The 22,274-nt window shown below is 71.0% G+C and carries 22 protein-coding genes, 2 tRNA genes and 1 other RNA gene; 13 read left to right on the top strand and 12 right to left on the bottom strand.

The window, feature by feature from the left end:
- Positions 1-5: 5 nt before the first annotated feature.
- Together ACOKGD_RS07625 and ACOKGD_RS07630 are read left to right on the top strand one after the other, a co-directional pair.
- Positions 6-80, top strand: a tRNA-Ile gene (locus tag ACOKGD_RS07625).
- Positions 81-240: 160 nt separating this feature from the next.
- Positions 241-744 carry a DUF3145 domain-containing protein gene (locus ACOKGD_RS07630; RefSeq protein WP_342334765.1) on the top strand — a complete coding sequence of 168 codons (504 nt, stop codon included), beginning with the start codon at positions 241-243 and terminating at the stop codon, positions 742-744.
- 123 nt (positions 745-867) lie between these two features.
- On the opposite strand, the gene ACOKGD_RS07635 is transcribed toward ACOKGD_RS07630, so the two are convergent.
- The 6 genes from ACOKGD_RS07635 to aceE all read right to left on the bottom strand — a co-directional run bounded on the left by ACOKGD_RS07635 (position 868) and on the right by aceE (position 8,572).
- Positions 868-2,109 (bottom strand): beta-ketoacyl-[acyl-carrier-protein] synthase family protein, encoded by a 1,242-nt coding sequence (locus tag ACOKGD_RS07635; RefSeq protein ID WP_342334764.1) that lies wholly within the window; start codon positions 2,107-2,109, stop codon positions 868-870.
- Between the two features lie 99 nt (positions 2,110-2,208).
- The gene (locus tag ACOKGD_RS07640; protein ID WP_342334763.1) at positions 2,209-2,454 is read right to left on the bottom strand and encodes an acyl carrier protein; all 246 of its coding nucleotides are present in this window, start codon (positions 2,452-2,454) and stop codon (positions 2,209-2,211) included.
- Between the two features lie 93 nt (positions 2,455-2,547).
- Positions 2,548-3,549, bottom strand: coding sequence for a beta-ketoacyl-ACP synthase III (locus ACOKGD_RS07645; RefSeq protein WP_342334762.1), 1,002 nt, complete (start codon positions 3,547-3,549; stop codon positions 2,548-2,550).
- A gap of 32 nt (positions 3,550-3,581) precedes the next feature.
- Positions 3,582-4,493: an ACP S-malonyltransferase gene (locus ACOKGD_RS07650; RefSeq protein ID WP_342334761.1), complete on the bottom strand. Its 912-nt coding sequence runs from the start codon at positions 4,491-4,493 to the stop codon at positions 3,582-3,584.
- 82 nt (positions 4,494-4,575) lie between these two features.
- Positions 4,576-5,838: a PucR family transcriptional regulator gene (locus tag ACOKGD_RS07655; protein WP_342334760.1), complete on the bottom strand. Its 1,263-nt coding sequence runs from the start codon at positions 5,836-5,838 to the stop codon at positions 4,576-4,578.
- A gap of 7 nt (positions 5,839-5,845) precedes the next feature.
- Positions 5,846-8,572 (bottom strand): pyruvate dehydrogenase (acetyl-transferring), homodimeric type, encoded by a 2,727-nt coding sequence (gene aceE, locus ACOKGD_RS07660; RefSeq protein ID WP_342334759.1) that lies wholly within the window; start codon positions 8,570-8,572, stop codon positions 5,846-5,848.
- A gap of 229 nt (positions 8,573-8,801) precedes the next feature.
- Here aceE and ACOKGD_RS07665 point away from each other — a divergent pair.
- Together ACOKGD_RS07665 and ACOKGD_RS07670 are read left to right on the top strand one after the other, a co-directional pair.
- Positions 8,802-8,874: transfer RNA gene (locus ACOKGD_RS07665), tRNA-Val, on the top strand.
- A gap of 94 nt (positions 8,875-8,968) precedes the next feature.
- Positions 8,969-9,757: an MOSC domain-containing protein gene (locus ACOKGD_RS07670; RefSeq protein WP_342334758.1), complete on the top strand. Its 789-nt coding sequence runs from the start codon at positions 8,969-8,971 to the stop codon at positions 9,755-9,757.
- Positions 9,758-9,797: 40 nt separating this feature from the next.
- Here the strand turns inward: ACOKGD_RS07670 and ACOKGD_RS07675 are convergent, their stop codons facing one another.
- The gene (locus ACOKGD_RS07675) at positions 9,798-10,763 is read right to left on the bottom strand and encodes a TIGR03557 family F420-dependent LLM class oxidoreductase (RefSeq protein WP_342334757.1); all 966 of its coding nucleotides are present in this window, start codon (positions 10,761-10,763) and stop codon (positions 9,798-9,800) included.
- Between the two features lie 181 nt (positions 10,764-10,944).
- Here ACOKGD_RS07675 and ACOKGD_RS07680 point away from each other — a divergent pair, with 181 nt between their 5' ends.
- The 6 genes from ACOKGD_RS07680 (at position 10,945) to ACOKGD_RS07705 (ending at position 15,897) form a co-directional block, all read left to right on the top strand.
- Complete coding sequence (locus tag ACOKGD_RS07680) at positions 10,945-11,715, top strand: zinc ribbon domain-containing protein (protein WP_342334756.1); 771 nt, start codon at positions 10,945-10,947, stop codon at positions 11,713-11,715.
- Between the two features lie 22 nt (positions 11,716-11,737).
- Positions 11,738-13,474 (top strand): bifunctional 3'-5' exonuclease/DNA polymerase, encoded by a 1,737-nt coding sequence (locus tag ACOKGD_RS07685; protein WP_342334755.1) that lies wholly within the window; start codon positions 11,738-11,740, stop codon positions 13,472-13,474.
- A 14-nt stretch (positions 13,475-13,488) separates the two neighbouring features.
- Positions 13,489-13,861: RNase P RNA component class A (rnpB, locus tag ACOKGD_RS07690), an RNA gene on the top strand.
- Positions 13,862-14,006: 145 nt separating this feature from the next.
- Positions 14,007-14,507, top strand: a complete 501-nt coding sequence (locus ACOKGD_RS07695) for a MarR family winged helix-turn-helix transcriptional regulator (RefSeq protein ID WP_342334754.1) — start codon at positions 14,007-14,009, stop codon at positions 14,505-14,507.
- Between the two features lie 55 nt (positions 14,508-14,562).
- Positions 14,563-15,366, top strand: coding sequence for an SDR family oxidoreductase (locus tag ACOKGD_RS07700; RefSeq protein ID WP_342334753.1), 804 nt, complete (start codon positions 14,563-14,565; stop codon positions 15,364-15,366).
- Between the two features lie 252 nt (positions 15,367-15,618).
- A complete protein-coding gene (locus ACOKGD_RS07705; RefSeq protein ID WP_342334752.1) occupies positions 15,619-15,897 on the top strand; it encodes a hypothetical protein in 279 nt (92 codons plus the stop codon).
- Between the two features lie 92 nt (positions 15,898-15,989).
- Here ACOKGD_RS07705 and ppgK read toward each other — a convergent pair whose 3' ends face one another.
- The 5 genes from ppgK to ACOKGD_RS07730 form a co-directional block, all read right to left on the bottom strand.
- On the bottom strand, positions 15,990-16,742 hold the full coding sequence (gene ppgK, locus ACOKGD_RS07710; protein ID WP_342334751.1) for a polyphosphate--glucose phosphotransferase: 753 nt from the start codon (positions 16,740-16,742) through the stop codon (positions 15,990-15,992).
- An 89-nt stretch (positions 16,743-16,831) separates the two neighbouring features.
- A complete protein-coding gene (locus tag ACOKGD_RS07715) occupies positions 16,832-17,212 on the bottom strand; it encodes an RNA polymerase-binding protein RbpA (RefSeq protein ID WP_342334750.1) in 381 nt (126 codons plus the stop codon).
- Positions 17,213-17,321: 109 nt separating this feature from the next.
- The gene (locus ACOKGD_RS07720) at positions 17,322-18,080 is read right to left on the bottom strand and encodes a glycerophosphodiester phosphodiesterase family protein (protein WP_342334749.1); all 759 of its coding nucleotides are present in this window, start codon (positions 18,078-18,080) and stop codon (positions 17,322-17,324) included.
- Positions 18,077-18,985, bottom strand: coding sequence for an SPFH domain-containing protein (locus tag ACOKGD_RS07725; RefSeq protein WP_342334748.1), 909 nt, complete (start codon positions 18,983-18,985; stop codon positions 18,077-18,079). Before ACOKGD_RS07725 ends, ACOKGD_RS07720 begins: the two co-directional genes overlap by 4 nt.
- A 2-nt stretch (positions 18,986-18,987) precedes the next feature.
- A complete protein-coding gene (locus ACOKGD_RS07730) occupies positions 18,988-19,467 on the bottom strand; it encodes an NfeD family protein (protein ID WP_342334747.1) in 480 nt (159 codons plus the stop codon).
- Positions 19,468-19,651: 184 nt separating this feature from the next.
- Here ACOKGD_RS07730 and ACOKGD_RS07735 point away from each other — a divergent pair, with 184 nt between their 5' ends.
- Genes ACOKGD_RS07735 through ACOKGD_RS07745 form a run of 3 tightly spaced genes read left to right on the top strand, consistent with a single transcriptional unit; the run spans position 19,652 to position 22,272 of the window.
- Positions 19,652-20,446, top strand: coding sequence for an SDR family oxidoreductase (locus ACOKGD_RS07735; protein WP_342334746.1), 795 nt, complete (start codon positions 19,652-19,654; stop codon positions 20,444-20,446).
- Between the two features lie 54 nt (positions 20,447-20,500).
- Positions 20,501-21,073, top strand: coding sequence for an anthranilate synthase component II (locus ACOKGD_RS07740; RefSeq protein ID WP_342334745.1), 573 nt, complete (start codon positions 20,501-20,503; stop codon positions 21,071-21,073).
- Positions 21,070-22,272 carry an anthranilate synthase component I family protein gene (locus ACOKGD_RS07745; RefSeq protein WP_342334744.1) on the top strand — a complete coding sequence of 401 codons (1,203 nt, stop codon included), beginning with the start codon at positions 21,070-21,072 and terminating at the stop codon, positions 22,270-22,272. Before ACOKGD_RS07740 ends, ACOKGD_RS07745 begins: the two co-directional genes overlap by 4 nt.
- Positions 22,273-22,274: the final 2 nt, after the last annotated feature.

Genomic DNA, 22,274 nt, shown 5'->3' on the forward strand with positions numbered 1-22,274 from the left:
TTCGCGGGGCGGTGGCCAAGATGGTCAAGGCAGCGGGCTCATAACCCGACGATGCGCGGGTTCGAGTCCCGCCCGCCCCACTGGTCACCGCTCGCGAGAGCGGCGGAATCACACCGTGGTAATCACATGCTTGTGATCAGCGCCTCGGATGGTGATAATGCTGTGAGAACTGAATACATGTCAGCCGGATCGTGCCGGTCAGGTCGGAGGGGAAGCCGCACCTGATGAAACGGAGAGATCATGGCGACACCAATGGCGCGCGGAGTGGTCTACATCCACTCAGCGCCACGTGCGTTGTGCCCCCACCTCGAGTGGGCGGTCGGCCGATCGCTCGGCCGGGCCGTGAACTTCGAGTGGGCTGATCAGCCTGTGCTGTCAGGAAGCCGACGCGCCGAGTTCTACTGGGAGGGCCCCGCCGGCACCGGCGCGGCCCTGGCCACGGGCGTCCGCGGCTGGGAGCACCTGCGGTTCGAGGTGACCGAGGATCCGACCCCGCGCAGCGACGGCGGCCGCTGGATGCACACACCCGATCTCGGGATCCACTACGCGCAGATGGACACCGCGGGCAACGTCGTCATCCCCGAGGAGCGCATCCGCTACGCGATGGAGGTCGCCGCGGGTGACCCGTTCGAGCTCCAGCGCGAGTTGGACATCGCGCTCGGCTCCGCGTGGGACGAGGAGCTCGAACCATTCCGGCACGCGAGCGACGACGCACCCGTCGTCTGGCTCCACAAGGTCGGCTGATCCGCCAGGTCACGAAGCGGCGGGAGTAACGCTGGCCGGTGAGCATTCCCGGCAGGTGAGAAACCGTCACTTCGGAACGCCGATGGGCCCCTGCACTGCAGGGGCCCATCGTTCTGTCCGGGATCAGGCGTCGTACGAGGCGAACACCGCGACGGCGTTGTGGCCGCCGAAGCCGAACGAGTTGCAGATCGCGAGCTGTGGCTCGGCGCCCAGCTCCTGCGGCTTGCTCGAGGCCTTCACCGGGATCGCCGGGTCCTGGTCGACGAGGTTGATCGTCGGGGGAGCGACGCGGTCGCGGATCGCGAGGATCGTGAAGACCGACTCGATCGCGCCGGTGCCGCCCAGAAGGTGACCGGTGGACGCCTTCGTCGCCGACGTGGGGATCTCGTGCACGCGGTCGCCGAACACCGACAGCAGCGCGGCGTACTCGGCCGGGTCGCCGACCGGCGTCGACGTGGCGTGCGCGTTGATGTGGGTGACCTCGTCGGCCGTGCGGCCGGCCTGCTCGAGGGCCTGGCGCACGGCACGGGCCGCGCCGGCGCCGCTCGGGTCGTTGGCGGTGATGTGGTGGGCGTCGGCCGTCACGGCCGTGCCCACGAGGCGGGCGTAGATCTTGGCGCCGCGGGCGACCGCGTGCTCCTCGGTCTCGAGCACGAGCGCGGCTGCGCCCTCGCCCATGACGAACCCGTCACGGTCGGCCGAGAAGGGGCGCGATGCCGTCTCCGGGGAGTCGTTGCGGCGCGAGAGGGCGTGCATGGAGGCGAACGAGGCCACCGTGATCGGGTGGATAGCCGACTCGGTGCCACCGGCGATCACCACGTCCGCCAGACCCAGCTGCAGGTGGTCGTAGGCGCTGGCGATCGACTCGACGCTCGAGGCGCAGGCCGAGGCGACGGTGCGGGCGAAGGCGCGGGCGCCGAAGTGCAGCGACAGGTTGCCGGCCGCGGAGTTCGGCATCAGCATGGGCACGGACATCGGCATGACCCGGCGCGCGCCCTTCTCGCGGAGCGTGTCCCACGCATCGAGCAGGGTCCACACACCGCCGATGCCGGTCGCGAAGTCGATGCCGAGGCGCTCGGGGTCGACCTCCGGCTCGCCGGCGTCGGCCCAGGCCTCCATCGCCGCGATCAGCGCGAACTGCGAGGACGGGTCCAGGCGCTTGGCGACGGGGCGGGGGAGCACCTCCTCCGGGCGCACAACGGCCTCGGCCGCGAACGTGACGGGGAGGTCGTACTTCTCGACCCACTCGTGCTCGAGGGTGCGGGCTCCGGACACGCCGGCCAGCAGGTTCTGCCAGTTCTCGGGGGCGGTGCCGCCCAGCGCAGACGTGGCGCCGATGCCGGTCACGACGATGCTCTTGCTCATGGGTTGGTTCCTCGTAGTCCGATGGTGTGGATCCTGATCCGGTGTCGCGCTCCGCCTTCCCTTGCGGGCGTCGTCAGGCGAAGCGCGACACCGCGGATGTCACTGGTTCGACGTGATGAAGTCGACGGCGTCCTTGACGAGCTTGAGGTTCTTGACCTCGTCGTCGGGGATGGTGACGCCGAACTTCTCCTCGGCGTTGACGACGATCGTCATCATCGAGATCGAGTCGATGTCGAGGTCGTCGGTGAACGACTTCTCGAGCGCGACCTCCTCAGCGGCGATGCCGGTCTCGTCGGTGATCAGCTCGGCCAGGCCGGCGAGAACCTCGTCAGTGGTGTATGCCATGGGTATCTCCTTGTATCTCGGATGTGTCGGATGACGGATCGGGTGGATCGGACGACGGAACCGTGGTTCAGTCTAGGGTCGCGGCCCGCCGCCTCACGGGAGGACGACGACCTGCGCGGCGTAGACGAGACCGGCGCCGAAGCCGATCTGCAGCGCCAGGCCGCCGCTCAGCTCGGGGTTCTCCTCGAGCAGACGGTGGGTGGCGAGGGGGATCGAAGCGGCCGACGTGTTGCCCGTCGTCTCGATGTCGCGCGCGACCTTGACGCTCTCGGGCAGCTTCAGCTGCTTGGCGAACTCGTCGATGATGCGCATGTTCGCCTGGTGGGGGATGAAGGCGGACAGGTCGTCGGCGGTGATCCCCGCCGCATCCAGTGCCTGCTTGGCGACCTTCGCCATCTCCCACACGGCCCAGCGGAAGACGGTGGGCCCCTCCTGGCGCAGCGTCGGCCACTCCGAGGCGCCGTCGCGGAACTCGGTGAGGGTGTGGTTCATGCCGACGGCGTCCGCCTTCGAGCCATCCGAGCCCCAGATCGACGCCGAGACGCCGGGGGTGTCGCTGGGGCCGAGGAGGGCCGCGCCCGCGCCGTCGCCCAGCAGGAACGAGATCGTGCGGTCGGTCGGGTCGACGATGTCGCTGAGCTTCTCGGTGCCGATCACCAGCGCGTAGCGGGCCGCCCCGGAGCGGATCAGCGCGTCGGCCTGCGCGACGGCGTAGCAGTAGCCCGCGCAGGCGGCGTTGATGTCGTAGGCGGCGGCCGGGTTGGCCCCGACGCGGTCGGCCACGATCGCCGACACCGATGGCGTCTGCTTCGGGTTGCTGATGGTCGCCACGATCACCACGTCGACGAGCTCCGGGTCCACGCCCGCGCGCTCGATGGCCTCACGACCCGCGTCGGCCGCGAGGTCGACGGCCGTGGTCTCGGCGACGGCCCGCGCACGGGTCACGATGCCGGTGCGCTGGCGGATCCACTCGTCGCTGGAGTTGATCGGCCCGATGAGGTCGTCGTTGGGCACGGCGTTCTCGCCGCGGGCCGCGCCGTAGGCGTAGACGCGGGAGTGGGGAGCCCCGACGGCCTCCTTGAGGGTGACGGTCATATCCGTTCCGTTCTTCTCGGTGTCGGTGGCGATCAGGCGGCCAGCAGCTCGAGCGCTGCCGCGAGATCCTCGGGGGTCTTGACGGCGACGCTCGGCACGCCGCGGAGGCCGCGCTTGGCGAGGCCGACCAGTGCGCCGGCCGGCGCGAGCTCGATGACGCCCGTGATGCCCTGCTCAGCGAAGGACGCCATGCACAGATCCCAGCGGACCGGGTTCGCGACCTGGTGGACGATGAGCTCCAGCGCGCGCGAGCCGGAGGTCAGCGTCGTCCCGTCGCTGTTGGTCCACAGCGGCAGCGCCGGGTCGGCGACGTTCGTGATGCCGTCGACGGCGGCCTGCAGGGTGGCCTGGGCCGGCGCCATGAAGGCGGTGTGGAACGCGCCGGCGACCTGCAGCGGGATGACCCGCGCCCCGCGCGGTGCCGCCTCGGAGAGAGCAGCGAGGCCCGGCAGCGCTCCGGCGGCGACGATCTGGCCACCGCCGTTGTAGTTGGCGGGCGTGAGGTCGTTGGCGGCGATCGCCTCGAGCACCTGCTCCTCGACGCCGCCGACGACGGCGCTCATCCCGGTCTCGACCAGCGCGGCGGCATCGGCCATCGCACGGCCGCGGACGCCGACGAGCGCGAGGCCCGCTTCGGCGTCGATGACGCCCGCCGCGACCAGAGCCGCGATCTCGCCGACCGAGTGGCCCGCGACGCCGTCGGGGCGCGCGCCGCCCTGGGTGAGCTGCTCCCAGGCGAGCACGCTCGCGGCGACGATCAGCGGCTGCGCGATGCGCGTGTCGCGGATCGTGTCCGCGTCTGACTCGGTGCCATGGGCGACGAGGTCGACCTGCGCGGCGTCCGAGAACGCCGCGAGTCGCCCAGCGGCCCCGTCGAGCTCGAGCCAGGGGGCGAGGAATCCGGGGGTCTGCGAGCCCTGTCCAGGGCAGACGACGACGATCACCTGTCAAGTCTGCCAACCGCGCCGGGGCGGTGCTGGCGACGGCCGCACAAGAAAACGCAGAACACTTGTGCGTGGCCGACAATCAGTGGGCGCCGTCGCGAGACCGGCGCACGGGGGCGCGTCGACGGGCGGCGTCCGCGGACCCGATGGACCCGAGGATCAGCGCGGTCTGCAGGATCAGCGCCTCGCGGGGCCCCGTCGCATCCCATCCGATGACGTCGCTCACGCGCTTGAGGCGGTAGCGCACCGTGTTCGGGTGCACGAACAGCTCGCGGGCGGTCGCCTCGAGCGACCGGCCGTTATCGAGGTAGCTCCACAGCGTCGTCACGAGGTCGGTCGAGTGCGCCGCGAGCGGGCGGTAGATCCGCTCGACGAGCGTGTGCTTGGCGACCGGGTCGCCCGCGAGGGCGCGCTCGGGCAGCAGGTCGTCGGCCTCGACCGGGCGGGGGGCGTGCCGCCAGCCGCGGGCGACGGCGAAGCCGGCCAGCGCCGCACGGGCGCTCTGGCTCGCATCCACCAGCGCCGGCACCGTGGGCCCGAGCACCAGGTAGCCCTCGCCGAAGGACGGCTCGAGCAGACGCGCGATCTCGATGAACGGCAGAGCGTCCGGCTCCGCCTCCTCGGCATCCGCCGCCTGAGCGCGGCCGATCACCATGACCAGACGCGAGCCCTGCACGCCCACGAGCACGTCGACTCCGAGCTTGCGCGACGTACGGCGCACCTGGTCGACGTCGAACATGACCGGCGCCGTGCCCACGAGCACACACGCCTCGCCGTGGCCGTGCCAGCCGAGCGCCGCGATCCTGCTGGGGAGCTCCTCGTCGGCCTCGCCCGTGAGGATCGAGTCGACGACGAGCGCTTCGAGGCGCGCGTCCCACAGACCCCGGGACTCCGCGGCGCGCGCGTAGACATCGGCCGCGGTGAAAGCGACCTCTCGCGAGTAGAGCAGGATCGCCTCGCGGAGATCCTCGCTCTTGGACGCGACGCGCTCCTCGACGATCTCGACCGTGATGCGGATCAGCTGCAGCGTCTGCTGCAGGCTGACGCTGCGCAGCAGCTCGCGGGGGGCGGCGGCGAAGATGTCGGCGGCGATCCAGGGGGTCGACGTCGGATCGTCGTACCACTGGATGAACGACGTGATGCCGGCCTGGGCCACGAGGCCCACGGCCGAGCGCCGAGCGGGGGGCATGCCGGCGTACCAGGGGAGCGACTGCTCGAGCCGCGTGGTGGTCGCCGTCGCCAGGTCGCCGGAGATGCGGCGGAGCCAGGCGAGGGTGGCCGCCTTGTCGAAGACGGCCCCCTCACCCGACGCCGCGCCCTCGGCGGGCGTGGCCTTCGAGCTCACGAAGAGCTCAGCTCTCCCCGCCGGCGTTACCCGAGGTGCCGGCGTTCACGTCGTGCAGACGGTACTTCTCGATCGCCTGGCCGATGACCGAGCGGTCGATGCGACCCTCGTTCGCCAGGCCCTGGAGCGCGCGGACGACCATCGACGGGCCGTCGATCTTGAAGAAGCGACGGGCGGCGGCGCGGGTGTCCGAGAAGCCGAAGCCGTCGGCGCCGAGGGTGAGGTACTGACCGGGCACCCAGGCGCGGATCTGGTCCTGCACCGCGTGCATGTGGTCGCTCGTGGCGACGAACGGACCCTCGATGCCCTGGAACTTCTGCGTCAGGTACGCGACCTTCGGCTCCTCCTCCGGGTGCAGGTAGTTGTGCTCGTCGGCGGCGAGGCCGTCGCGGCGCAGCTCGGTCCAGCTGGTGACCGACCAGACGTCGGCGACGACGCCCCAGTCGTTCTTGAGCAGCGTCTGCGCCTCGAGCGCCCACGCCACACCGACCGCCGAGGCGAGCAGCTGCACGCGGGGGCCGTCGCCCTGACCCTCGGAGACGCGGTGGATGCCGCGGACGATGCCCTCGGCGTCGACGTTCTCGGGCTCGGCCGGCATGACCATCGGCTCGTTGTAGAGCGTGATGTAGTACATGACGTTCGGGTCCGGGTGCTGGCCGCCGTACATGCGCTCGATGCCCGACTGCACGATGTGCGAGATCTCGTAGCCGTAGGCCGGGTCGTACGACACGGTCGCCGGGTTGGTCGAGGCAAGCAGGTGCGAGTGGCCGTCGGCGTGCTGCAGACCCTCACCCGTGAGGGTGGTGCGGCCCGCGGTCGCGCCCATGATGAAGCCGCGCGCCATCTGGTCGCCGGCCGCCCACTGGGCGTCACCCGTGCGCTGGAAGCCGAACATCGAGTAGAAGATGTAGATCGGGATCAGCGGCTCGCCGTGCGTCGAGTACGACGTCGCCGTCGCCGTGAAGGCGGCGAGGGCACCGGCCTCGTTGATGCCGACGTGCAGGATCTGACCCTGCGGGCTCTCCTTGTAGGCGAGGAGCAGCTCGCGGTCGACCGAGGTGTAGTTCTGGCCGTTCGGGTTGTAGATCTTCGCCGTCGGGAAGTACGAGTCCATGCCGAACGTGCGCGCCTCGTCCGGGATGATCGGGACGATGCGGTTGCCGAAGCCCTTGACGCGCAGCAGGTCCTTCACGAGACGGACGAACGCCATCGTCGTGGCGATCTCCTGCGTGCCCGATCCCTTCTTGGGGAGGGCGTAGTCCTTCTCCTCGGGGAGAGGGATCTGCGTGTACTTGCTGCGGCGCTCCGGCAGGAAGCCGCCGAGCGCACGACGGCGCTCGAGCATGTACTGGATCGTCTCGTCGTTCTCACCCGGGTGGTAGTACGGCGGGCGGTACGGGTCGGCCTCGAGCTGAGCGTCCGTGACGGGGATGTGCATCGTGTCGCGGAACAGCTTGAGGTCGTCCAGCGTCATCTTCTTCATCTGGTGGGTCGCGTTGCGGCCCTCGAAGTGCGGACCGAGGCCGTAGCCCTTGATGGTGTGCGCGATGATGACGGTCGGCTGGCCCTTGTGCTCCTGGGCCGCCTTGAACGCGGCGTACACCTTGCGGTAGTCGTGGCCACCGCGGCGCAGGCCCCAGATCTGCTCGTCGCTGTAGTCCTTGACGAGCTCGAGGGCGCGCGGGTCGCGACCGAAGAAGTTCTCGCGGACGTAGGCGCCGCTCTCGGTCTTGTAGGTCTGGAAGTCGCCGTCCGGCGTGACGTTCATCAGGTTGCGGAGCGCACCGTCGTCGTCGCGGGCGAGCAGGTCGTCCCACTCGCGGCCCCAGATGACCTTGATGACGTTCCAGCCGGCACCGCGGAAGTAGCTCTCGAGCTCCTGCACGATCTTGCCGTTGCCGCGCACCGGGCCGTCGAGGCGCTGGAGGTTCGCGTTGATGACGAACGTGAGGTTGTCGAGGCCCTCGTTGGCCGCGACCTGCAGCTGACCGCGGCTCTCGACCTCGTCCATCTCGCCGTCGCCGAGGAAGGCCCAGACGTGGCTGTCGGCCGTGTCCTTGATGCCGCGGTTGGCGAGGTACTTGTTCGCCATGGCCTGATAGATCGCGTTGATCGGGCCGAGGCCCATCGACACGGTCGGGAACTGCCAGAACTCCGGCATAAGACGCGGGTGCGGGTACGACGGCATGCCGTTCTCGCCGGCCGACTTCTCCTGGCGGAAGCCGTCGAGCTGAGCCTCGGAGAGGCGGCCCTCGAGGAAGGCGCGCGCGTACGGGCCGGGGGAGGCGTGGCCCTGCACGAAGATCTGGTCGCCGCCGGACGGGTGGTCCTGGCCGCGGAAGAAGTGGTTGAAGCCGACTTCGTAGAGCGAGGCCGACGACGCGTAGGTCGAGATGTGGCCGCCGACGCCGATGCCGGGGCGCTGAGCGCGGTGCACCGTGAGGGCCGCGTTCCAGCGGATCCACGAGCGGTAGCGACGCTCGAGGTCCTCGTCGCCCGGGAAGTCGGGCTCGTCCTCGGGGGCGATCGTGTTGACGTAGTCCGTGGTCGGAACCATCGGAACGCCCAGGTGGTGATCCTTCGAGCGCTTCAGCAGGCTGAGCATGATCTCGCGACCGCGCTGATGCCCCTTCGCATCGACGAGCTCATCCAGCGACTGCTGCCACTCGCTGGTCTCCTCCGGATCGCTGTCCTGCGGTCCCTGAGAGTACGGATCCTGGTCGTGAACAGCCACCGGATGCCCTTTCGTCTAGCGGGGCAGATCGTGCCTCGCGAACATACCTGCGCGCACGCCGAATTGTCCCGGTGCACGCGTGATCGGCTTTCAGCCTAGACCCCTCCGGCGGGGTGGGACGGACGTATCTCGATGCCGAACCACCCGCGGGATCACGCCACGCCGTGGAGAGCGCCGGGGCGGTCTGCCGGCACGGTCGACCGGTGGCTCGCGCTTAGACTCGGATCGCGGGCCTTTAGCTCAGCTGGTAGAGCGCCACGTTTACACCGTGGATGTCGTCGGTTCGATCCCGGCAGGGCCCACCGCAACCGCGCGGCTCCGTATACGCGTGTCCGATGTCGCCACCGGGATCCCGGGTGTGCCGAGGTGCCCCTGCCGAACCGGCAGGATGGGGTCATGCCGTTCGTGAGCGCCCTGTACCGGTTCCCCGTCAAGGGCTTCACGGAGGAGCGGCTGCCGTCGCTCACCGTGCGGGCCGATGGCCGCATCGAGGGCGACCGCGTGCTGGCGTTCCGCTTCGCGGAGGCGGCGACACCCGAGCAGCAGGACGGCCTCGACTACTGGCCGAAGAACCGCGGCCTCGCGCTGATGGACTTCCCGACGCTCGCGCAGATCCGGTTGCGCTGGGACGGCGAGCGCGTGCGTCTGGAGCGCTCCGGAGCGCTCCTCGCCGAGGCGGGGCTCGATCCCGAGGGCCGCGCGCTCCTCGTGGACGCGATCACCCGGTTCGTCCTGGACGGGCCCGACGCGAAGCTGCTGCAGCGCGACGGCCGCCTGCCCCTGGTGCTCGTCGGAGACGGCGCGACTTCCCGCTTCCAGGATCGCGCCCGTGGCTTCGTCTCGCTCCACGGCGCAGCCTCAGTCGCCGCCGTGGACGCCGAGGTCGAGGCCTCCGTGGATTCGCGCCGGTTCCGGTCGAACATCGTCGTCGACGGCCTGGACGCCTGGGCTGAGCTCGGCTGGACGGGACCGCTGCGGATCGGAGATGTCTGTTTCGAGGTGCAGCGGCCGATCGGCCGGTGCCTCGCCACCCACGTCAACCCGGACACCGGGTCTCGCGACGCGCGGGTGCTGCAGACGCTCACCCGCGAGATCGGGCTCGCCGAGCCGACCCTCGGCATCCTCCTCCTCCCCACGGACGGCGGGGGAGAGATCCGGGAGGGCGACGAGGTCCGGCTCGGCTGACACCGCCGTCAGACGGTGACCCTCCGCGCGGGCGGGCGGCTCACAGTGCGCGCAGGCGGTCGAGCAGCGGGCCGGCGACCTCGTCGAGGAACTGCTGCTGCTTCTCGTCGCCGATCTGCACGATCGCGACGTCCGTGAACCCGGCGTCGAGGAACGGACGCACGCTCTCGGCGAGCTCGTCGAGATCCGGGCCGCAGGCGATCGATCCGGCCACGTCCTCGGGACGCACGAACTGCGACGCGGCGTCGAAGCCGGCCGGCGTGGGGAGGTCGGCGTTCACCGCCCAGCCGCCGCCGAACCAGCGGAACTGATCGTGTGCACGGGCGACCGCGGCGTCGCGATCCGGATCCCAGCTGATGGGCACCTGGCCGATCTTGCGGGAGGCGTCGGGGTGGTGCTCATCCCAGCCCTTCACCAGGCCCTCGTCAGGCTCGACGGCGATCATGTGGTCGCCGAGCGGCGCGAATCGGGAGAGCGAGCTCTCGCCCGACACGGCGACGCCGATCGGCACACCGCCGTCGGGGGCATCCCAGATCCGCGCGGAGTCCACCCGGAAGTAGGCGCCGTCGTAGATGACGAGGTCGCCGCCCTGGAGGGCCCGGATGATCTCCATCGCCTCGACGAGCATGTCCTGCCGCTGGGCGACGCCCGGCCAGCCCTCGCCGACGACGTGCTCGTTGAGGCTCTCACCCGAGCCGAGCCCGAGGGTGAAGCGGCCCTCCGAGAGGAGCTGGATGGTGGCGGCCTTCTGCGCCACGACCGCCGGGTGATAGCGCATCGTCGGGCAGGTGACGTAGGTCATCAGGTCGACGCGCGAGGTCGCCTGCGCCACCGCCCCGAGAACGCTCCACGCGTAGGGCGCGTGGCCCTGGCTGACGAGCCAGGGGGAGTAGTGGTCGCTCGAGACCTCGAAGTCGAAGCCGACCTCCTCGGCCTGCTGGGCATAGCGGACGAGCTCGCGCGGCCCGCTCTGCTCGGTCATCAGGGTGTACCCGAAACGGGTCATCGGTGCCTCCTTGTCGAGGGGTCGTCCGGAACGCGACCGACGCTACGGCGGCGCCGGGCCGGCGGCACGGGGCTTGCGCCGAACGGCCGGATGCGGCAGGCGTGCGGAGTCGGCCCCCTCGCGCCGCGCGAAGAGCGTCGGACGTCCCTGGTGTGAAGGTCGCGGTTGGTAGATTTGAGGAGTGAAGGCGAACCCGAACGATCAGCTGCTCCTCCTCGATGTCGCAGACATCGACCGTCGCCTTGCACAGGCGGAGGCCACGCGGAAGAACCCGCCGCAGGCCGCGCGCGTGCAGGAGCTGATCGCCCGTCGCACCGGGCTCGGCGGCGAGCTCGCCGCGCGGGCGGGTGCACGGGACGACCTCGCGCTCGAGCTGAAGCGGGTCGAGGCCGACGTCGAGGTCGTCACCGCCCGGCGCGCGCGCGATGCCGACCGTCTGAACTCCGCCACGGATCAGAAGATCGCCCAGAGCCTCGAGAGCGAGATCGCGAGCCTCGACCGTCGTCGCAGCGACCTCGAGACGACCGAGCTCGAGCTGATGGAGAAGATCGAGGCGGCCGAGGCCGCCGTCGCCGAGCAGCAGCAGCTGATGGCCGAGGTCACAAGCGAGGGCCAGCGGCTGAGCGTCGAGGCGAAGGAGCTGGTCGCCTCGTCCACCGCCCTGATCGACACCCTGACCCGCGACCGCGCCGCCGTGGTCGGCCGCATCCCCTCCGACCTCATGGACCTGTACGAGCGCCTGCGATCGCGCGGCCAGGGGACGGCGCTCTTCACCCGCGGCACCTGCGGCGCCTGCAACGTGATGCTCTCGCCGAACGACGTGCAGAAGCTGCGCGACGCCGCCGACGACGACGTCGCCCTGTGCCCCGAGTGCGGCGGCATCATGGTGCGCACGAACGAGTCGGGGCTCGCGCGCGGCAGCGGCGTGCCGCGCTTCACCGAGTCCGACTGACGCGTCGCGGACGGATCCGCGCGTGGACGAGGGATCGCCCTGGGCCGATGCCGAGCGGATCGCTCTCGGCCGCGCCCCCGGTGGGGGCATCGTGGCGATCGTGCTGGATCGCGCGGGGGAGCGCGGCAGGCGCACGCTGACCGCGGCGGAGCTGCCCGCCTGGGTGGCCGAGCGCGAGGCCGAGGGGTCCACCGGTGACCGCGGCGTGCGCTGGGTGTGGTCGAGCACGGCCGACTGGTACCCGCCCCTGCTCGACGCCGGCGTCCGCGTGGCCCGCTGCCACGACCTGCGGCTCTGCCACGCGATCCTGCGCGACGCGGTGCCCGCGGCCCTCGAGCTGCGCGCGGCGACGCACTGGGACGGGACGGGGGTGCTGGACGCACCGGCGCAGGCCGAGGCGCTCTTCGCCGTCGAGTCGCCCGCGGTCGCCGGCGACCGTGACGATCTGCGCGAGGTGCTGGTCGAGCTCGCCCGGCAGGATGCGGCGCTCCCGCTCGCCTCCGATCCCGGGCGGATGCGTCTGCTGCTCGCGGCCGAATCCGCCGGTGCCCTCACCGCCGCCGAGATGCGCACGGCCGGTGTCCCGTGGGACGCGCAGCACCATCGCCGCATCCTCGAGGACGTGCTGGGCCCTCGCCGCGGCGGTGTGCCCGAGAACATGGCGCGCCTCGCCGGCGAGGTGCGCCAGGCGCTCGGCGATCCGGCGCTCGCCCTCGACTCGCCCCCGCGCCTGCTGCGGGCCCTGCATGCGGCGGGCATCCTGGTCGACTCGACGAGCAAGTGGGAGCTCCGCCAGATCGACCATCCGGCGATCGCCCCGCTGCTGGAGTACAAACGTCTGTCCCGGCTGATGACCGCGAACGGCTGGGCGTGGCTGGACGAGTGGGTGCACGAGGGGCGGTTCCGGCCCGTGTACGTGCCGGGCGGTGTGGTGTCCGGGCGGTGGGCGTCGTCGGGCGGGGGAGCGCTGCAGCTGCCGCGGCAGCTGCGCGAGGCCCTGCGTGCGGATCCGGGATGGCGCATCGTCGCCGCGGACGTCGCCCAGCTCGAGCCCCGTGTGCTCGCCGCGATGGCCCGCGACGACCGGCTCGCCGACGCCGCCCGCGGGCGCGATCTGTACGAGGGCATCGCGGCCAGCGGCGCGGTCGCGACGCGCGCCGAGGGGAAGATGGCGGTCCTCGGGGCGATGTACGGCGCCACCACGGGCGACTCGGGTCGCCTCGTGCCGCGCCTGCGCACGGCGTACCCCAAGGCGATGGGCCTCGTCGACGCGGCGGCCCGCTCGGGCGAGGACGGCGGGGTCGTCTCGACGTGGCTGGGGCGCACCTCTCCCGCACCCGACGACGCCTGGCGAGGCGCGCAGGCTCGCGCCTCGCGGCCGGGGGCGTCCTCGGCCGATGAGACCCGCGCGCGCCGGATCGGACGCGACCGCGGGCGATTCACGCGCAACTTCGTGGTGCAGGGCACCGCGGCCGAGTGGGCGCTCGCATGGATGGCCGACCTGCGCCTGCGGCTCGCGCAGTTTCCCGCGGTCGAGCCGGATCGGGCCGCCCCGCGCTCGGGGCGTGCCTTCGCGCGCCGCGCGCACCTCGCGTTCTTCCTGCACGACGAGGTGCTCGTCCACGCCCCGGAGGAGCAGGCGGAGGCCGCAGCGCAGGCCGTGCGGGAGTCGGCGGCCGCCGCAGGGCGTCTGCTGTTCGGATCGTTCCCCATCGACTTCCCGCTCGACCTGAGAATCGCGGACAGCGCCGACAAGTAGGCTGGAGGCGCGAATGGGTCGGCCGGACGACCGCGTCGCGGGCGGTTCGCCGCCGCGTGCCGAGGAACGTCCGGGCTCCACAGGGCAGGGCGGTGGGTAACACCCACCCGGAGTGATCCGCGAGACAGTGCCACAGAAAGCAGACCGCCGGGCCCGCAAGGGCCGGGTAAGGGTGAAACGGTGGTGTAAGAGACCACCAGGGGTCGCGGTGACGCGACTCGCTCGGTAAACCTCGTCCGGAGCAAGACCAGACAGGGGATGATGAAGCGGCCCGCTGAGTCCCCGGGTAGGTCGCTAGAGCGGCACGGCAACGTGTCGCCGAGAGAGATGGTCGTCAAGGGGGCGTGAGCCCCTGAACAGAACCCGGCGTACAGGCCGGCCCATTCGCACTCCCGCTCGCCGGACCGTCCGGCTCGAGCATCCGGCGTCGGGCGATCCGCCGCGCCCGCCGCCGACCCGTCGGTATGCCCGACGATGCGGTCGATTCTGCGCAAAAGTAATTGCCTCAGGCAATCAGTGGCAGACTGGGCTCATGGCGACAGAGAGCGGCAACGAGGTCGAGGCGTCACTGCTGACCACCCTCACCCGGCTGGTGGCGCGCTGGTCCTCGCGTGACGTGCAGACGCAGGTCGCGGACGGAGTGGGCGTGCACCTCGACCCGACCCAGATGCGCGCCCTCTACGTTCTGGGCGACGCCGCAGAGCCCGTGCGCCCGAGCGTCCTGGCCCATCAGCTGCAGCTGACGCGCCCCACCGCCTCGAAGCTCATCGTCCGCCTCACCCAGGACGGCCTGGTCGAGCGGCACGCCGATCCCGTCGACGGGCGCGTGTCGAGCATCGCGCTGTCGCCGCACGGCCGCGAGACGCTTCACACGCTCGTGGGCGCGGGGCGGGTCATGGTGGCGCACGCGCTCGAAGGGTGGGATCGCGCGGACGTCACGCGCCTGAACGCCCTGCTGTCGGGTTTCGTCGACGGCCTCATCGCCGAGGTCGCCGACACACGAGATGTCACGTCGTCACCCGAATCGGCATGACGCGGTGACCCACGCGGCTCCGACCCGGGTGCCGCATCAATCGAAAGGCAATTCCATGACACGCACTTATGTCGTCACCGGCTCCGCTTCCGGCGTGGGCCAGGCGACCGCGCGACTGCTCCGCGAGCGCGGGCACCGCGTCATCGGCATCGATCTGCACAACGCCGAGGTCACCGGCGACCTGTCCGTCCCGCAGGGCCGCAGCCAGGCGGCGGCGGACGCCACGGAGATCGCGGGCGGCGTGGTCGACGCCATCATCGCCTGCGCCGGCATCTCGGCGCCGATCGCCAAGACCATGGCGATCAACTACTTCGGTGTCGTCGAGCTTCTCACCGCTCTCCGCCCGGCGCTGGCTGCGTCCAGCGCACCGCGCGTCGCGGTCGTCTCGTCGATGGCGAGCCTGCAGCAGAACTCCCCGGCGCTGGTCGAGGCAGCGCTGACCGGCGACGAGGCGGCCACCCTGGCGATCGGAGACGAACTGGCGCAGCAGGGCGCCCAAACCGGCTACCTCAACTACCCGTCCTCCAAGCGCGCTCTGTCGCGCTGGGTGCGCCGCGCCGCGATCGCCGCCGAGTGGGCGGGTGCCGGCATCCCCGTGAACGCGGTCGCCCCCGGCACGGTCCTGACGCCGATGACCCGGGATCTGCTGGCGACGCCCGAGGGCGTCGCGATGGTGGATGCGGCCGTCCCCATGCCGCTGAACGGCCACCAGTCGCCGGAGTCGGTCGCCGAGCTCCTCATCTGGCTCGCCAGCGCGGAGAACACCCACACCACGGGCCAGACGATCTACATCGACGGCGGCGCGGAGGCGACGCTGCGCGGCGACGACATCTGGCGCTGGAACGACGCCGCCGAGTGATCCACCCTCGTATCAGCGGGTACACTGGATCCCGATAGGCGGACTTCTCATCCGTCTCGCCCCGGTCGCGTGGTAACGGCCGGGGCTTTTTCGCGCCATGGATGTCGCCGCGGCGTGCTCCACGGTTCATTCCGCTCCGGCTATCCGGAATCCCGGTTCTTCCCTCCATGACTCCCGAAAAGCCCGGGTCTTCCCTCCATGACTCCCGAAAAGCCCGGAACCCCGCGCATCCACGGCGGTATGGTGGTGCCGATGAGTGAAATGCAGACGACAGTACGGACAGAGCTCGGCATCGACGGCCGTAGCTATTACCTGGCCCAGGGGCAGGACCTCGGCGCTCTCAGAGAGGCGATCGAGGAAGCCGCTCGCACTCATGCGAAGTTCGTCGACTTCGTCGTCGTGGGCAACCGGGCCGTGAGCGTGCTCGTCACCCGCAGGACGCAGGTCGCGTTCTCGGTCGAGACGGTGCAGTTCGACCCGCGCGACACCGGCGACCAGGACGCCCCGTACGGCGGCGCGTACGACTTCTGAGGACGCGCCCGCGCCCGTCGAGGTCGCGAGGTCGTCAGATGCGAGAAGCGCCCGGATCCTGGTGGATCCGGGCGCTTCTCGCATTCAGGGGGTCAGAGGGCCAGGGAGGCGGCGCCGATGATGCCGGCATTGTTCGCGTGCGTCGCGATGCGGATCTCCGCCCGCGTCTTGATGAACGGCAGGAACTTCTCGGGGTTCTTCGAGACGCCGCCGCCGATGAGAATCAGGTCGGGGGAGAACAGGAACTCGAGGTGGTCGTAGAACTCCTGCAGGCGACCGCCCCAGTCCTCCCACGACAGCTGCAGACGCTCACGCGCGCTGGTCGCCGCGTACTTCTCGATCGACTCGCCGTTCCACTGCAGGTGCCCGAGCTCGGCATTGGGAACGAGCTCGCCGTTGAACAGCACGGCCGAGCCGATGCCCGTGCCGAGCGTGGTCAGGATCGTGAGGCCCGGCTGCTCCTTCGCTCCGCCGTAGCGCAGCTCGGCCAGGCCCGCCGCGTCGGCGTCGTTCACGAAGTGGATCGGCTGGCCGAGACCCTCCTCGAAGAACGCGTCGGCGTCGAAGTCGATCCACTTCTTCGAGACGTTCGCGGCGGACAGGGTCTTGCCGTTCTTCACGATCGTGGGGAAGCAGATCCCGACGGGGAGTCCGGCTGCGTCCGGGCCGAGGAGCTCGAGCAGCTCCTTGACCGTCGCGAGGACCGCCTTGGGCTTCGCACCCTCCGGGGTGGGGATACGCACGCGCTCGCTGACGAGCTCGCCGTTCACGAGGTCCACGATGCCGGCCTTCATACCGGTACCGCCGATGTCGATACCGACGGCCCGTTCCACGCTGTTCGCCATGGGGTACAGCCTATGGGAGCGCTTTCAGTCGACGAAACCAGAAGACGCCGGCCCCGTAACGGGGCCGGCGTCTGCATCACCTGGTCGGATCAGGCCGACTTCGCCTGCGTCGGGTCCTGGCCCGCGCCGCGGCGCGAGCGGACGAACTCGAGACGCTCCGCGAGGATCTCCTCGAGCTCGGGCAGCGTGCGACGCTCCAGGAGCATGTCCCAGTGCGTGCGGGCGGCCTTGTCAGCGCTGTGGTCCACCTCGACAGAGGTGCCGTCGACCGTGCGCAGGGCCTCGCCGCCGCATCCACGGCACTCCCACGTCGCGGGCGCCTCGGCGTCGGCCGCGAATGTCAGCGTGGTGTCGCGATTGCAGGCGGCACAGTGATACGTGTGCTGGGCGCGCTCCATGAACACGACGCCCTCCTCGCTCTGGAGGCTCTGGGCGCCGAGTCGGATTCCGCGAAGGCTGCGATCTGCCATTGTGTGGTCCTCTCGTCGGTCTCAGGTATAACGCTCTCGGCTGTGCGAGTCATCCGAACGGGGGACAAGAACGCGCGTTTCCCAGTCGAATCCCAGTGTGGAAGAGCGGTCAGCGCGTCAGGGCCTCGAGGGCCGCGTCGGCGCGGTCGGTGACGATGCCGTCGACGCCCATCTCGACGAGTTCGCGCATGCGCGAGATGTCGTTGACGGTCCAGACATGGACCTCGACCCCGGCGTTGTGCGCCCAGCGGATCAGGCGCGGGGTGAGCACCCGGATCCGCCCCTGCCGCTCGGGGATCTGCAGCGCATCCACCCCGCGCATGAGGCGACGCGCCCATGGCCGGCTCCCGAGGGCGACCGCGACGACGAGCCGCGTCAGCGTGCGCGCGCCGGGCGACGTCGCGGGAAGAGCGGGGGAGGCGGCCGTCAGCGCCCGGCGCCGATGATCGTCCGAGAAGCTCGTCAGCAGCACCCGGCCGGCGTGCCCCGCGACGAGCCTGCCGACCTGCTCCGCGGCGGCCTCCGCCTTGACGTCGAGGTTGAACCGGATGTCCGGGAACATGTCCAGCGCCTGCCCGAGCGTGGCGATCCCCCCGAGCTCCTCCATCTGCTGGGCGAGCTCGCGCAGCGTGATGTCGGCGACCGCGCGCGGATCACCCGTCACGCGGGCCAGCGTGTCGTCGTGGAAGAGCACCACGTGCCCGTCCGAGGTCACGTGGCAGTCGGACTCGACGTACTCCGCCCCGGCCGCGTGCGCGGCGGCGATCGCGGCGAACGAGTTCTCCGCGACGCCGTCCTGGGGCGCGGCGAGGCCACGGTGGGCGAGAACGCGGGGGTGGGTGGCGCCGAGGAGGTACGGGTGCGTCACGCGCGATCGGTGGGAGCCGTGCCGCCGCGGGAGAAGCCCCCGGCGATTCCCTTCAGGGCCTCGGTCAGCTCGCTCGGGATGATCCAGAGCTTGCTCGACTCGCTGTCGGCGAGCTTCGGGAGCATCTGCAGGTACTGGTACGCGAGCAGCTTCTCGTCGGGCGCACCGGCGTGGATGGCGCCGAAGACGTTCTGGATCGCCTCCGACTCGCCCTGAGCCCGCAGCACCTGCGCCTGCTTCTCACCCTCGGCCTTGAGGATCTCCGCCTGTCGCGCACCCTCGGCGACGAGGATCTGCGACTGCTTGTGGCCCTCGGCCGACAGGATCGCGGCGCGACGGTCGCGCTCGGCGCGCATCTGCTTCTCCATCGCGTCGCGGAGCGAGGCGGGCGGGTCGATCGCCTTCAGCTCGACGCGTCCGACCTTGATGCCCCACTGCCCGGTCGCCTCGTCCAGCGTGGCGCTGAGCTTGCCGTTGATGACATCACGGCTGACGAGCGCCTCCTCGAGGTTGAGGCCACCGACGACGTTGCGGAGGGTCGTGATCGAGAGCTGCTCGACCGCGCCGAGGTAGTTCGCGATCTCGTAGGTCGCGGCGCGCGGATCCGTCACACGGAAGTACACAACGACGTCGACGGCGACCGACAGGTTGTCCTCGGTGATGACCTGCTGCGGCGGGAACGAGACGACCTGCTCGCGCAGGTCGACCCGCGAACGCGGCCGATCCACGATCGGCAGCAGCAGGTGCGGGCCGCCGTAGAGCGTGCGGTGGTACTTGCCCAGTCGCTCGATGATGAACGCCTCGCTCTGCGGGACGATCCGGATGGCCTGGACGATGATCGAGATCACGAAGATCACGACCGCGATGGCGAGGATCCACAGCAGGATCGGGCCGAAGTCTTCCATGGTCAGCTCTCCTGGTTAGGGGCGGCGGGCCTCTGCCCGGCGCCGGTGACGATGGCGGTCGCGCCCTGGATGTCGCGGACGACGATCGGGGTGAGGGGCGGCAGGTCGGTGCCGCCGGCGACGCGGGCGGTCCAGTCCTCGCCGTTGGCGAGCTTCACACGACCACCGAGGGCCGTGACCGTCGTGGTCACCACACCCTCGAGGCCGATCAGCCCGTCGACGTTGAACTTCTTCGGGTCTGACCGACGGCGAAGCCGCTTCAGCAGCGGCGCCCGCAGCAGCGCGAGCGCGGCGACGGCCGCGATCGCCGCGATGATGACCTGCAGCCAGACGGGCGCGCCGGCCATGGCCGACAGGACGCCGGCCACACCGCCCAGCGCCAGCATGAGGAATGTCAGCTCCCCGGCGAACACCTCGACGGCCAGGAAGAGGGCGATCAGCACCAGCCAGCCGACCCACGCCCATTGCTCGATGAACTCCATGAGTCCCTCCTTTCGCGAAACGTACCACCGCCCGGTGACCTGAAGGCCGACAACGGCGAACCCGTGACGTTGGAGGCATCCGACATCGTCTCGTCGGCCCCCGTTGGTACTCTCGAACAGTCCCTGGCGCGATCCCGATCCGATGGATCCTGCGCCGTTCCGCTCGCCAGATCCAGGAGCTCCCGTGACCGACGCCCCCTCGCAGCCCATCGCACCCGGCACCCTGGCGGGCAAGGTGGCGCTCGTCACCGGATCGTCGCGCGGCATCGGCGCCGACACCATCCGCTACTTCGCTCAGGCGGGCGCGGACGTCGTCATCAACTTCCGCAACAAGGCGCCGCGCGCCGAGAAGCTCGCCAACGAGATGCGCGAGCTGGGGGTGCGCGCGCTCGTCGTGGGCGCCGACCTCACCGACCCCGAGTCGGTCGCCGCGATGTACGCCGCGGTGAAGGCCGAGTTCGGCGGGCTCGACATCCTCGTGCTCAACGCCTCGGGCGGCATGGAGTCGGGCCTCGGCGAGGACTACGCCCTCAAGCTCAACCGCGATGCGCAGGTGAACGCTCTGCAGTCGGCGCTGCCGATCCTGAACGAGGGTGCGCGCATCGTGTTCGTCACCAGCCACCAGGCGCACTTCATCCGCACGACCCCGACGATGCCGGAGTATGTGCCCGTCGCACTCTCGAAGCGTGCCGGCGAGGACGCACTCCGCGAACTGATCCCGTCGCTCACCGAGCAGGGGTTCGGCTTCACGGTCGTCTCCGGCGACATGATCGAGGGCACGATCACCGCGACGCTCCTCGAGCGCGCGAACCCCGGGGCCATCGAGGCGCGCCGCGAGTCGGCCGGCAAGCTCTACAACGTGTCCGAGTTCGCGGCCGAGGTCGCCCAGGCGGCCGTGGCACCGGTCCCGGCCGACAACACCCACCTCATCGGCGACGTCTCGGCGTTCACGGCCGACGAGAACCGCACCGCCGAATGATTCCGCTGGGGTGCGCGGCGCCCTCGCGGCCGCCCCGCACCCCAGAATGAGTCCATGCCCTCGCACGATGTGGTCCTGGTCGACCACCACGACAGCTATACGGGCAACCTCGCGCACCTGATCGCCTCCGTCACCGGCGCGCTGCCGCGGATCGTCGAGCACGACGAGTGCACCGCGGCCGACGTGCTGTCGCACGACTTCGTGGTGCTCTCGCCCGGCCCCGGGCATCCCGGCGATCCGCACGACTTCGCCGTCGGGCGCGAGGTGCTGCGCGCGGGGGAGCGGCCCGTCCTCGGGGTGTGCCTCGGGATGCAGGGGATCGTCACGGCGTTCGGCGGACGGGTCGAGCGCGTCGACCCCGGCCACGGCATCGAGGCCACGGTGCGGCACGACGGATCCGGTCTCTTCGCCGGCGTCCCCGACGACTTCCGGGCGATCCGGTATCACTCGCTCGCGGCGCTCGAGCTGCCCGAGGAGGTCGCCGTCACCGCCACCGACGCCCGGACCGGGCTCGTGATGGGCGTCGCGCATCGCACCCTGCCCATCGCCGGCGTGCAGTTCCACCCCGAGTCGATCCTGACCGAGCACGGCGCGGCGATCGTCCGCAACTTCCTGGGGGCGGCGTGACGGATCGGATCGCCGAGGCGGCCCGCGACGGACGGTGCATCTGGCTGAACGCGGGCGACGGCGGGCCGCAGCTCGCCTGGCTGGCGCCGGAGGACGTCTCGCTGAGCTACGACGCCGCCCGCCGCGAGGTGACCCGGCACGCCGCGGGCCGCGCGGACGTGGTGGGCGACGACATCTTCACCGTCCTCGCGGCGGAGATCGCGGCGGGCATGCCGGACGACCGCTGGTACGGCTACTTCGGCTATGCCGCGCACGCGGACCTGCCGGCGCGCACCGATGACGCGCTGCCGGATGCCGTCTGGATGCGGCCGTCTCGGGTCGAACCGCTCGCGCTGCCGGATGCGCCGACGACCACGGGCGGGGGCGCGGCCGGGGGCGAGCCCACCCCCGAGTGGTACCGCGAGGCCTTCGCGGCGGTGCAGGAGCACCTGCACGCGGGCAACTCGTACGAGGTGAACCTCACCTACCGCGCAGCGGAGACCAGCGCGCTGACGCCCCTGGAGGTCTTCCGGCGGCTGTGGGCGCTGAACCCGGCGCCCTACGCGGCGTACCTGCATCACGACGTGCCCGGGGCGCGGGCGTTCGTCGCCGGATCCTCACCCGAGCGCTACGCGCGGATCGACGCGCATCGCACGCTCGAGGCGAAGCCGATCAAGGGCACGACCCCGCGGGGAGCGACCCCGGCGGAGGACGAGGCGGCCGCCGAGCTGCTGCGCACCGACCAGCGGTTCCGCTCCGAGAACCTGATGATCGTCGACCTGCTGCGTCACGATCTGTCGCAGGTGTGCGAGGTCGGATCCGTCGAGGTCCCGACCCTGATGGCCGTCGAGTCGTACGCGTCGGTGCACCAGCTGGTCTCGACGGTGCGGGGCGCGCTGCGGGCCGATGTCGGCACCCTCGACGCCCTGCGCGCGCTGTTCCCGGCAGGCTCGATGACCGGCGCCCCCAAGCTCCGCACCATGCAGATCATCGACGAGGTCGAGGGCAGCCCGCGGGGTGCCTACGCCGGGGCGCTCGGCTGGATCGGGGCCGACGGCCGGGCCGACCTGGGCGTGGTCATCCGCTCGCTCCTGACCGACGGATCCGGTGTCTACACGCTCGGAACGGGCGGGGGCATCACCGTGCAGTCCCACGAGGACGACGAGTACGTCGAGTCGCGGTGGAAGGCCGAGCGCCTGCTGCGCGCGCTGCGATCCTGAGC

This window comes from Microbacterium phosphatis (assembly GCF_049177115.1).
Lineage (GTDB): Bacteria > Actinomycetota > Actinomycetes > Actinomycetales > Microbacteriaceae > Microbacterium > Microbacterium phosphatis.

What these genes read in the sequence shown, in the direction of transcription:
- ACOKGD_RS07630 (WP_342334765.1), top strand. Translation starts at nt 241, where the DNA reads ATGGCGACACCAATGGCGCGCGGAGTGGTCTACATCCACTCAGCGCCA.
- ACOKGD_RS07635 (WP_342334764.1), bottom strand. Translation starts at nt 2,109, where the DNA reads ATGAGCAAGAGCATCGTCGTGACCGGCATCGGCGCCACGTCTGCGCTG.
- ACOKGD_RS07640 (WP_342334763.1), bottom strand. Translation starts at nt 2,454, where the DNA reads ATGGCATACACCACTGACGAGGTTCTCGCCGGCCTGGCCGAGCTGATC.
- ACOKGD_RS07645 (WP_342334762.1), bottom strand. Translation starts at nt 3,549, where the DNA reads ATGACCGTCACCCTCAAGGAGGCCGTCGGGGCTCCCCACTCCCGCGTC.
- ACOKGD_RS07670 (WP_342334758.1), top strand. Translation starts at nt 8,969, where the DNA reads ATGCCGTTCGTGAGCGCCCTGTACCGGTTCCCCGTCAAGGGCTTCACG.
- ACOKGD_RS07675 (WP_342334757.1), bottom strand. Translation starts at nt 10,763, where the DNA reads ATGACCCGTTTCGGGTACACCCTGATGACCGAGCAGAGCGGGCCGCGC.
- ACOKGD_RS07695 (WP_342334754.1), top strand. Translation starts at nt 14,007, where the DNA reads ATGGCGACAGAGAGCGGCAACGAGGTCGAGGCGTCACTGCTGACCACC.
- ACOKGD_RS07700 (WP_342334753.1), top strand. Translation starts at nt 14,563, where the DNA reads ATGACACGCACTTATGTCGTCACCGGCTCCGCTTCCGGCGTGGGCCAG.
- ACOKGD_RS07705 (WP_342334752.1), top strand. Translation starts at nt 15,619, where the DNA reads ATGAGTGAAATGCAGACGACAGTACGGACAGAGCTCGGCATCGACGGC.
- ppgK (WP_342334751.1), bottom strand. Translation starts at nt 16,742, where the DNA reads ATGGCGAACAGCGTGGAACGGGCCGTCGGTATCGACATCGGCGGTACC.
- ACOKGD_RS07715 (WP_342334750.1), bottom strand. Translation starts at nt 17,212, where the DNA reads ATGGCAGATCGCAGCCTTCGCGGAATCCGACTCGGCGCCCAGAGCCTC.
- ACOKGD_RS07725 (WP_342334748.1), bottom strand. Translation starts at nt 18,985, where the DNA reads ATGGAAGACTTCGGCCCGATCCTGCTGTGGATCCTCGCCATCGCGGTC.
- ACOKGD_RS07730 (WP_342334747.1), bottom strand. Translation starts at nt 19,467, where the DNA reads ATGGAGTTCATCGAGCAATGGGCGTGGGTCGGCTGGCTGGTGCTGATC.
- ACOKGD_RS07740 (WP_342334745.1), top strand. Translation starts at nt 20,501, where the DNA reads ATGCCCTCGCACGATGTGGTCCTGGTCGACCACCACGACAGCTATACG.